Origin of the sequence: Thalassobacterium maritimum (assembly GCF_031127805.1) — a bacterium.
Lineage (GTDB): Bacteria > Verrucomicrobiota > Verrucomicrobiia > Opitutales > Coraliomargaritaceae > Thalassobacterium > Thalassobacterium maritimum.
The window spans coordinates 1-11,138 of record NZ_JARXHW010000076.1; the positions used below are offsets into that span (position 1 = coordinate 1).

An 11,138-nucleotide genomic window follows, 5' to 3' on the forward strand; every position below is an offset into this window, starting at 1 on the left:
TGTGCAAAGTGCGGTCAGCCGGCACCGAACAGCCGGTAAGCAGGATGAAGAGAATTGGAGAAAACTTCAAAAGCATGAAATATTGGGCTGACCCCGTATTGGGCGAAAGAGAAACAGGAGGCGTAATTGCTGTGGGGTGGTATTCATCTCTGTTAGTGGAACAGTCTGTGGGGACCGGAGAGTCGATTAGAGCGTTTCTCAAAAGTAATGACGTAAATCGTATGATGAAATGAAGAAATCTAAATGAACCGCCTCGTGTCCAAAAGCGCTGAAGCGCTCACTCTTACCTGAGGATATACAGTCAAAGGTAAGAGTGACGGCTTTAGCCGTTAAGCATATTCTAGAGCATTCTGCATTTAAGTCGAATTAAAGCTGTACTTTCCTTAAGTTTTGCTTGATAAGCATGAGATGGGACGACCACTCAGCGAAGATCTGCGTAAACGTATCGTTAAAAAACGAGAAGAGGGCTACAGCGAAGCCGACGTCAGCCAGATGCTTGGCGTGAGCACCAGTAGTGTCTATCGTTTCTTCCGAAGGCAGCGCGAGTCTGGGGATCTCAAACCGAAGAAGATGGGGCAGCCCGAAGGCTCTAAGCTCGATGCTCACAAAGCTCTCATTACCGGATGGGTTGAGAAGGACCGTGGAGCCACTCTTGAGGAACTGACGGCACGCCTTGCTGAGGAAGTGGGCTTGCAGATGCACCACACTACCGTGATGCGAGCCCTGTCGAGGTGGGGATATAGCTATAAAAAAAACTCTCTGCGCATGGGAGCAAAACCGCGATGACGTTCAAGAAGAACGCACACTCTGGAGGAAGCTTCAACAGAGCTGGGATCGCCGCAAGCTCGTGTTTATCGACGAGTGTGGGATCAACACCAAAATGACGCGTCTTTATGGACGCAGCCTGTCTTCTGAGCGCTGTATTGACTATGCCCCACACGGGCACTGGCACACCAACACGTTCATCGCAGCGCTGCGCCACGACCGAATAGACGAGCCTATCCTTTTCGACGGGCCGATGAACGCAGTGACGTTCCTGCAATACATCGAACAGATACTCGCCCCTACATTGAGCCCCGGGGACATCGTCATCTGCGACAACCTCTCCAGCCACAAAAGTTCGGAGGTGCGCGAAGTCCTCCAAGAGGTCGGAGCCGATATCATCTATCTGCCCCCTTATAGCCCCGATATGAATCCGATCGAGATGGTCTTTTCCAAAATCAAAGCCTACCTCAGAGCTCACCCCTCCGAATCCTTTGAACGGATCGTTCAAAGGTTGGCCGAGTCGTTGGATTCCTTCTCAGAAACAATCTGCTCAAACTTCCTTACGCATGCGAAATACTCATCTAGCTAAATGCAGAATGCTCTAAGATTTGGTTGGGTTCTCGAGAAGATTTAAACTTGCGCCCTTCATTTGCTCTATAATGCTCACTGCCACCGTCAGGGCTGTGGCCTCATAGAGGTTGTCCTCTGCCAAGTATTTCACATAGCTTAGTCCCTTCGTGAATGCCAAAATAAACAGCGTCAGTATGAACATAGAGATCATGACCTCTAACAGTGAAAAACCTGCGTGTTTCTCATAGTAGCAGCGGGCGGGCTGAAGTCCTACTAGTGTCATCTATTGCATTCGATGGGTATATGTTTGAATGCGCAACGCATTATTTTCGGTCTATTTTACGTGATGTTATTGCGTAAATAGGGGGCGAAAACCCTTCTTTTATGTCACCTGAATTGTAGTGGCTTCTTTGTCGGCTGTGAGATGCTGGAGTCCTTGGCCACGCGGTAGGCGGCAGCTGCCGGTTTGATGTCTTCTTCCAGCAGGATCTTGCCGGGATGTGGCTCGGGGATGTTTTTTTAATTTAAGTAACTGTGGTGCGGTAGTGGCATTTTTAGTGCTCCAGTTTTGTTAGAATAAAATGAAAATACGATATATAGTTTTTGGGGCTTTTGTCTGCACGCTTGTGGCAGCTGTTTGTTGGATGCTGAGTGAGGGGTCTCAGAGGGATCGAGTAGATTTGTCTACGCATAAGCGGATGGTGGCAGATTCTGCTGTAGAGGTTTCACCCTCAGATCGAGTGCTTGCGGTGCCATCTCCACGTGCCAATGCTCCATTGCCAGAGTCTCTGGATTCCATGTTGGATGAGCCGGAATTTGCGTCTGCCCAACTTAAGCGTGAGTTCTACGAGTCGGGCAAAGTTTTAGAGCAGGTGGAGTCAGAGCCAGATGCCGATGGGGTGTTTGAGCGTATTACAGTCAAAGAAGTCGATGCAAAATATCCGTATGTCCGTATTGAAGAGCGAATTGCGCGTGATCCGTTGACGGGGGAAGAGCAGTTGCTGGAACAGCTGTCGATGGTTGCGGATCATTTACTTGTTCGGCTCGCCGATAATAAAACGGAGGCGCAGTTATCCGAGTTTGTTGTCGCACGGCAGGGGACGATGCGGCGTTTTGTGCCCTCGCAACCTCTCTTTATCGTAGGCTTACCTAGCCATGAGATTGAAGCATATGACCTAAGCTTAGCCGCATATTCAATGGACGAAGCTCCTGTTACTTATGCAGAACCGGATTTTACCGTTCACTCGTTTGCTCTGACGAATGATCCATACTTTGGGACACAGTGGAACTTAAACAATATCGGTCAAGTTTCTGGGGTTTTGGATGCTGATATTGACGCGTTTGAAGCATGGGATATAGAGACGGGTGATTCTTCGCTTGTTGTCGGTATCATTGATACCGGCGTGAATCTACAACATGTTGATCTTGTTGATAATTTATGGGTGAACACGGATGAAATCCCGGACAACGGAATTGATGATGATAGCAATGGATATATCGATGATGTGTATGGTTGGGATTTTCATAACGGTGATAATGACCCGACAGATGACAATGGACATGGGACTCACTGCGCCGGGATCGTTGGAGCGGTCGGGAACAATGGGATTGGGGTTTCGGGTGTGGCTCAAGATGTATCGTTGATGGCACTGAAATTTTTGTCTAATCAAGCTGGCGGGAACCTGTCGGATGCCGTGCCTGCTCTTTACTATGCAACAGACAATGGCGCATTCGTTACTTCAAACTCTTGGGGGGGAGGCGGCTATTCTCAAGCGATGTCGGAAGCCATTGAGTATGCTCGGCAAGCTGATTCTATTTTTGTAGCAGCCGCAGGAAATGAAGCGCAAGATACGGATGCACTGCCTGTTTATCCGGCATGTTACCCTCAGGATAACATTGTCTCGGTCGCGGCTACTGATCGTTATGATGAATTAGCATACTATACGAATACCGGAGCGCTGACTGTAGATATCGCTGCACCAGGAACTGGAATTTATAGCACAGATAATGGTGGTGCTTATAACCAGAATTTTAGTTTGAGGTCTGGAACCTCTATGGCAGCACCGCAAGTCGCTGGAGCCGCTGTATTATTGAAGGCGTCCGATCCGTCGTTGTCTGCTGCGGAGATGATTGATCGTATGATGGTAACTGCTGACTTGAAGCCGGCATTAATCGGCAAAGTTGCGAGTTCTGGTCGCCTAAATGTAAATGCAGCACTTCGATCAGCTACGGGTTCATATTTGAGTCATGTTGGCTCTAGTTTTATTGAAGTGATTGGAAATGGGGATTCAGTGATAAACCCCGGTGAATCTTTTGATTATTCGATTTCGTTAAAAAACGCAGGAACAGTGATGGCGAAGGATGTGACTGCGACTGTGTCTTTATTATATCCGGATGATGATATTGTTCTGTTAGATACCATGTCTAGTGTTGGTAATGTTGAAGCGGGTGCTACGGTCGATACAGCTTTTGACCCGTTTCGTTTTTCTCTATCTGAGGTGCTAGAGACGCCGAAAGAGTTTCGTTTGGTGGTAACTGTCACTGATGAAGACCTTAACGAGTGGAGCTTTGAACAGGTGTTTTCAGCTTTTACTTCGACTACGATTTCAGGAAATGTTCTGAGTCTTACTGACAGTAATCCTATCGTTGGCGCTAAAATTTATTACTGGGGCGACAGTGAAGGGGTCGTTGATGTCGATGCATTGGGGTTTTTCTCATTCGAGGTTTTAGACGGAACTTATTTCTTTCATGTAGTCGCTGAGGGTTATGTGAACTCAGATATTATCGTGGTCGATGAAACTTTCATCGGTGGTAACAATATATTGCTAGGGAAAAGTCACCTTCATGTCTCAGGCAGTGAGGTTATCGAGGCCTCGCAGTTGCAAGATGCGGTGACGATGCATGAATTAGTGGTCACGAATCAGGGGGATGTGCCCTTAGTATATACTGCAGATGTGTTAAGTGGAGCTTCTAACCTTGGTGGTTCGATAGAGCCTCTTTTTGAGAGTTGGGAGTCTAATCAGGTAGGTTTGGATTATTGGGGAGATGAGGACCAGCAATCCTTCGTTAGCGATCGGTATGGCCTGACTGGAAATAATAGTTACTATTCGCATTTTAGAGATGAATCATGGAATGGGTTCAGGCATGACCTGTCTTACCTGCCTACTCGTCTGGGAGTTGAGAGTGTTGCGGTTTGGGTTAGGCCCACTCTAGAGGATCCAGCAAACGGTATTGTATCGGTGTATACGGACAAGTCGGATTACAATTCGAGCAAATTATTGTTCAGCTACAACAGTTCGAAATTACTGTATCATGAGGAATATGAAGGCGAAGAATGGTTTCATTTGGAGTTCAGAGATTTTCATTATGGCGCAGCAGGTGACTTTTTAAACAATTGGTGTGAAGTATACATAAACGGAGAATATGCGGGTCGGCTTAGTATGATGCCATTCTCGAAATCTCAGTTAGGCGGGATAACTGAGATCAATTTAGAGAACGAGAGGGGCGGATCGTCTTATTGGGATGATATCCATATTGAGTTTGATGACTTGTCTTGGGTTGAGTCGAGTGCGAGGGGAAAGCGTCTCACGCTTGGACCCGGAGAATCCTCGACGGTGCGGGTAACCATTGATTCAACAGATATTGATCCTGGGGATTATGAGATGCAGTTGCGGGTAGGGAGTAATGATCCCGTAAATGGACCTGTCTTTATCCCAATTCAAATTGAAGTGCTTGAGTTGCCTAACTTGCCTCCTGTTGCAGAGAGTGTGCATGTCCAATCGAATGAGGATACTGAACTCATCATCGAGCTTGAAGGATCCGACCCAGATGGAAATCCCATGGTTGCTTGGGTAACAGAGATGCCTGCGAAGGGTAAGCTCTATCAAGTTTTGGATGCTGATGTAAAAGGGGAGCAGATCCGCGAACCGGGTAGAGTCACCAATGAGGAGCGGCGTGTTCTCTACGTTCCTGAAATTAATGGATATGGCGAGCCATACGAAACATTTAGATTTTGTTTAAAGGATAAACGCTCCGAATCGCTGGAAGCGAGTGTAGTCATCGATATTCTGCCGGTTAATGATGGTCCAGTCGCGCGTAATGATAGTATTGGAGCTGTGCCTGGTGAAACTATTGAGGCGTTTAGTGTTCTTGAGAATGATAGTGATCCGGAGGGGGATGCTCTAAGCTTATTATCTTATACGTCGCCAGCTAAAGGACAACTGGTTCATTTGGGGGTGGGGAAATTCGAATATACGCCTAACCCGACATTCTTGGGCGGGAGCGATCGCTTCTCATACACGATTCAGGATCCGGAAGGTGAGGTGTCTACTGCCTCAGTAGTCATTCGCTACGGTAGCGTGATGAATGGAGCCTGGCCCATGGCAGGCGGAAATGCTCAGAAAACTGGATATTATCCCGGAACATTTGACGGCCAGGCTTTTCGCAAAATTTGGGAGAAGAGCGATGTGGGAGCAGCTAATGGAGGTGTTCTGATGAGTGCTGAGAGAGTGTATCTCGAGCCAGTTGGAACGAGTGATTCTCATACGGTGAAAGCTCTTTCAGTTTCAACTGGTTTGGTTGAATGGGAATTTACATCAGAGCGCAGTCTTGGTTCTGGAGGTCAGCCCGTTCTTGGGGGCAATTTACTGGTTTATAGACTAAATCATTGGAATGAGCAGGAGACTGTAGTGTATGCGATCGACAGCGGTAGTGGACAGCTGGTTTGGGAAACGCTTATAGATTATACGAGCTCTAGCGGATCGCCGCGTATATTTAAGGGCCGAGTCTATATCGGAGCCCGTCACAAGTTAACAGCACTCGACTTAGCAACCGGGGAAGTTGCTTTCACGCGGGATGTGGAGGGCTACATTGAAGAATGGGAACCGGTGTTTCAGGGAGATGAAGCTTACCTCTGCGTTGATGGAGTTTTGTTTGCTTTTGATTCTACCGATGGTAGCGATTTGTGGTCGCTGAGTTTATTGAGTGAGGGCTATCCCCGTGATGCGGCGTCAATTGTCTGCGATAGCGGTATTGCCGTAGTCAATATGACTTATGAAATAATCGCGGTGGATCTATCAACACGATCGATAAAGTGGAGGGTTGATGGCATTCCTCGATCCAAGCCTGTTGTCGGGAATGGCGTAATGTATGTTGAACGACCAGGGCGGCAAATTGAAGCGTTTTCGATGGTCGATGGTAGTTCCATTCGCACCTATGACGTCAATACTGATGATGTTTTTGATATGTTTGTCACAGATGATTCTCTCGTGGTGAGTGCATATAATTTTAATTTCTGGGTTTTCGATTTAGCCACAGGTTTAGTTCAACAAACATTCGCAGCTGGGGGCTTCTCAGGATACGTCTCATTTGCTAATGGAGCACTGGCACTCTCTCACCAAATGGGCGGTGGGATGATCATGTATATGTTGGAATCGGAGCAAAATAGCGTTCCCGCTGGCCTTTCTGAGGAATTTATTCTGCCCGAGGATTCGGATGCTTCAATAGAGCTCAAGGGGAGTGATGCAGATGGTGATCCTCTCTTTGCGATGCTTTATTCACTTCCAAAAAGTGGCCTGCTCTTTCAAACCACGGATGGTATTCAGCCCGAGGCCGAGATTTTGGAAGTGCCATGTCGTGTCGATCATCCTGAAATGAAGCTGATTTATCGTCCGCCATCTAACCACGCAGGCAGTGCCATCGCGTCCTTCGAGTTCAAGGTCAATGACGGCACCTACTTCTCAGATACAGCAATCGCAAGCATAACTATATCAAATGTGAACGATGCGCCTTCGGCCTATGATGATCGTATTCCACTACGTGAGGGTGAAGTGTCAGTTCGATTCAACCCGCTGCATAATGATTTCGATTTGGATGGCGATGCACTGACGATTTCAGGATATACTCAGCCATCTTATGGCACAGTCGTTTTGGATGGAGAACACTTCATTTATACCAGCGACGGAAGTGGCGAGTATATCGATACGTTTACCTATATGATCACAGATGCGAGTGGGGGCGAAGCCGGTGCTTCCATTTCCATTCTTAATAACCCTGACGATGGTCTGGTCTGGGAAATGGAAGGGACGGACGCGAGTCGAGATGGCTTTATTCCAGTGCTTATGGGAGAAGGATTGTTGGCCGAAAAATGGGCGATTGACCTTGGTGGCGTGCCGCATCGTGTCGTCGGACAGTTAAACTGTATATTCATCACGCCTGAGTATAATGATCGTACAGTTTTTCGTAATGAAGCACTGGCAATTGATCGCCAGACAGGAGGCATTTGTTGGTCCGCTAGTTTGACAAATAGCCTGAGTGCAGAGGCGTTCAATGCGCCTGTTTTGTCTGGTGGTGTCCTGCTTGCATCGACAAGGAGTTCGGGGAGAATGGTTTTGCTGGATTCTGAAGATGGTAGCCAGATTTGGGAGGTAGAGGGTGCTTATCGTGGTGAAATTGTAAGGTGGCCGTTGATTGATGGGGACAGAATATGGGCTGGACATTGGAGTACGGATGCTGGGCTATCGGCGTTTGATTTGAATGCGGGTGAGGGAGTGTTAGATCTCGGCTTGACTAGTAGTTATGTATACGATCGTGATGTTATGCCGTTGGTTTCCGCGGATGGCGTCCTGACGTCGGTTTCAGGTACCTTGATCAAGAATGATGTCAATAGTGGTGAGGTGATTTGGAGAGCTGACTTGGGGGCGGTTTCCACTGGGTACGATTCGCCAATTTCTTCATCTGGTGGGATTGCTTTTAGTGTCGTACTTTCGGAGGGGGGTATATATGATTTGGTGGCGATTGACTTACAGCAGGGTGCGATTCTCTGGCGTATTGCCGGCGATTTTTTGGAAGCGGTTCCTTCAATCGCAGACGGTTTAGTGTTTTGCATGATGGAAGGCGCTAAAGTTAATGCTTATGATGTTGAGACTGGAGTTCTTGTTCGTAGTTATGAAACTAATTACCATATCGATATTCTTGACCAGCCGATTATCAGCTTGGATCGATTGTTTCTTCGGGGCAGAAATCAGATTTATGTTTTTGACCTGTTTTCGGGTGAGCTTCTTCAAGAAATTCCTCATAAGGGGGAGATCAGTCTTCTGGACGATATGCTTTTGATTGCTGGAAGTGATGGAGTATTGAGAGCGTTTCGCGTTCAAGACGCCGTAAATGCTGCGCCAACAGCGACGACTTCGAGTGTCCGTCTCCTGGAGGATTCACAGCTTATTATTAAACTGGAGGCAAATGACCTTGATAGTGATGTGTTGTCCTTCTCGATCGTGGAGCTTCCTAAATCTGGTCAATTATATCAGATCGGTGATGATGGTGAATGGGGGGATCCTATAAAACGAACGCCAGCAGCCGTGAGCAATTCTAACGGCTATGTCGGATATATAGCTCCAGATGATCTTTTCGGCGATAATGCGGACGTATTAAGCTTCATTGTTGCCGATGATGATATTCTATCTGATCCAGTAGAGGTTCAGATCGGCATTCAGCCTGTTCAAGATCCTCCAATCGCGCGGAATGATGTTCGCGGAACAAAGCCTGGAGAAGAAATTTCGAATCTTCGATTAACCTTCAATGATATAGATGTCGACGGTGATCCATTGACTGTGATTTCATTTACCCAGCCTGAATCTGGCATGATCACTCAGAACGTTGATGGTTCTTTGAGGTATGTTCCGTTAGAAGGTGTAGTCGATATAACTACAACTTTCGAATACACTATTGCCGACGGTCACGGTGGAACTGACGTAGGCTCCGTTGAGATTTCTATCGTTGAAGATTTTGGTGAGAACTGGATAACCTTCCAAAGTGGTGGTGCACGTACTGGTTTTTCAATGACACTGCAAGAGGAGCCTCCATTTCTTCTGGATTGGTCGATCGACCTGCCATCGGTCCGGTATTATTCTGTTATCTATGAGGGACGCGTCATTGTAGCTGATTGGCTAAATAGCAAAGTATCATCGTTCAACCTTTCTGATGGAAGCCTCCAGTGGTCTGAAGCTCCTTATAGCGAAGGTGATTACCTTTATCCGATTTCTGTATATAACGGAATTATCTATTTTGAGGCTGATGAGAGAATCGTTGCTATGAGTGTTGATGATGGTTCGACGTTATGGGAATTGAATGTACCAGATGTTGGCCATCATGAGCCTATTTCGGTCACTAATGATACCATTTGGCTTCCTAGTCGTTCTACTTCCAGTCCTCGGCTTTATGCACTAAACCCAGCTTCGGGAAGTGTTAAGTTTGCATTAGACTTGGATTTTCCAATCGGAGGGCGGTTTTCAGCTATTGATGATAAGCTATACGTTTTTTCGGGTGATGCGCTTCATTGCTTCAATAGCTTTAGCGGAGCTCATCTGTGGTCGCTTTCTGATGAGCATCTAAGTTCAGTTTCAGGCGGGAGGTTGCCGCTCGTGGCACTCTCTGAGACAAGTGCATTTCTGATCGATGTTAATGAGGAGCTTGTTTCAGGTGAGTCTAGTTACGAACTAGTGTCTATTGATACAGTTAACCAGGAAGTTCGGTGGTCGCGACCGATTGACTCGCTTGGAACTCCAGCGTATGCTGACGGCGAAATTTACGGCAACAACTACGATGGAGTCAGCGTTTTTGATGAAGAGACTGGTGACGATATCTTTTCATACAATGAAGGTGTTCAAGGATCCCTGAGCTCACTCTCTTGGGGCCCGATCGTTTCGCATAATTTGGTGATCTCCGGTAGTGGTTCGGAGACATTCATCTGGGAGCGCTTCTCCGGGCGGCTCATTCAAAAATTGCCGTATTCGGGGTATCTAAGTCTGACCTCAAGCCATCTTTTGATTACGGTTGAGAATGTGGGGGTCTATGCCTATCTTATACCTTCTCTTACTTTCGACCCGATCGATCAAACGGCCTCAGCTGAGCCAATTGCAGTTGGAATCGAGTCAAGCGTCTCTGGGAGCACGGTTTATTATACTCTGGATGGATCTGTTCCTGACGAGAGTAGTCGTTCAATCGTCAATGGTGGACACGTGCTTGTTAATATGAGTTCGACGATTAATACGATCGTAACGAAGGAAGGACAATCGAGTTCAAGCTTTGATTCATCATATATTATCACTGACGAAGGAAACCTGATTCCTGACTGGTGGGAGGCCGCTCATTTCGGAACGCCTGGTGCCACGGATGGACTCAGTGACTCTGACGGTGACGGTCGCTCTGATTATGAAGAATGGATGGCCGGGTCGGATCCAATGGATCGAAACGATTATTTGGCCCAACGGTTTGACCCGTCGTCGCTGAGAACGGGTGATTTCTCGCTCAAGTGGAATTCTGTCGAAGACCGTTTTTATCGTGTAAAATGGTCGGATGACCTGAGCGGGTGGTTGCCGATCTCTTCCTGGATGCAGGGATCAGGCGAGTTGATGGACTTTACGGATCAAGTGGACTCGATGGCAAATCCATCCGGGTTTTATCTGATCGAAGTGCAGCCGTAGTATCAATACCGCGAATTGATGTGTTGCCCGTGATTTTATCATCTGTCATGGCTTTAGCGATGAATTCGATGCACTTGTTGGTGAATTCGAAGCTGTCTTCCTTGGTTCGCTGAAAGCGCAGGGGCTGCGCTTGCCTGCAAATGTTTCGAGGCAGACGCGTCTGATTCGCGGCAACCCGCGTCGTTTGGTGGGCACTATGAAGGAGCTAAAAGGATCTGCACTTGCGTTTGCATCGGGCCCCGAAGGTTCCGTGACACCCGCTGAAATCGAACGTCGGTTGCAACATCACCCCTGCGGTTCGTTAGAAGGGACATTTCCCGA

General features: G+C 47.4%; 4 protein-coding genes. 3 read left to right on the plus strand and 1 reads right to left on the minus strand.

Going from position 1 to position 11,138, the window contains the following annotated elements; translation table 11 throughout:
• The first annotated feature begins 408 nt into the window (after nucleotides 1–408).
• Nucleotides 409–786, plus strand: coding sequence for a transposase (locus QEH52_RS18370; protein WP_308952415.1), 378 nt, complete (start codon nucleotides 409–411; stop codon nucleotides 784–786).
• Complete coding sequence (locus QEH52_RS18375; RefSeq protein WP_308952417.1) at nucleotides 746–1,354, plus strand: IS630 family transposase; 609 nt, start codon at nucleotides 746–748, stop codon at nucleotides 1,352–1,354. The genes QEH52_RS18370 and QEH52_RS18375 overlap by 41 nt, the downstream gene beginning before the upstream one ends.
• 12 nt (nucleotides 1,355–1,366) lie before the next feature.
• On the opposite strand, the gene QEH52_RS20805 is transcribed toward QEH52_RS18375, so the two are convergent.
• Nucleotides 1,367–1,618, minus strand: coding sequence for a type IV pilus modification PilV family protein (locus tag QEH52_RS20805; RefSeq protein ID WP_425609298.1), 252 nt, complete (start codon nucleotides 1,616–1,618; stop codon nucleotides 1,367–1,369).
• A 298-nt stretch (nucleotides 1,619–1,916) separates the two neighbouring features.
• On the opposite strand from QEH52_RS20805, the gene QEH52_RS18380 reads away from it, so the two are divergent.
• On the plus strand, nucleotides 1,917–10,817 hold the full coding sequence (locus tag QEH52_RS18380; RefSeq protein WP_308952416.1) for an Ig-like domain-containing protein: 8,901 nt from the start codon (nucleotides 1,917–1,919) through the stop codon (nucleotides 10,815–10,817).
• Nucleotides 10,818–11,138 lie beyond the last annotated feature (321 nt).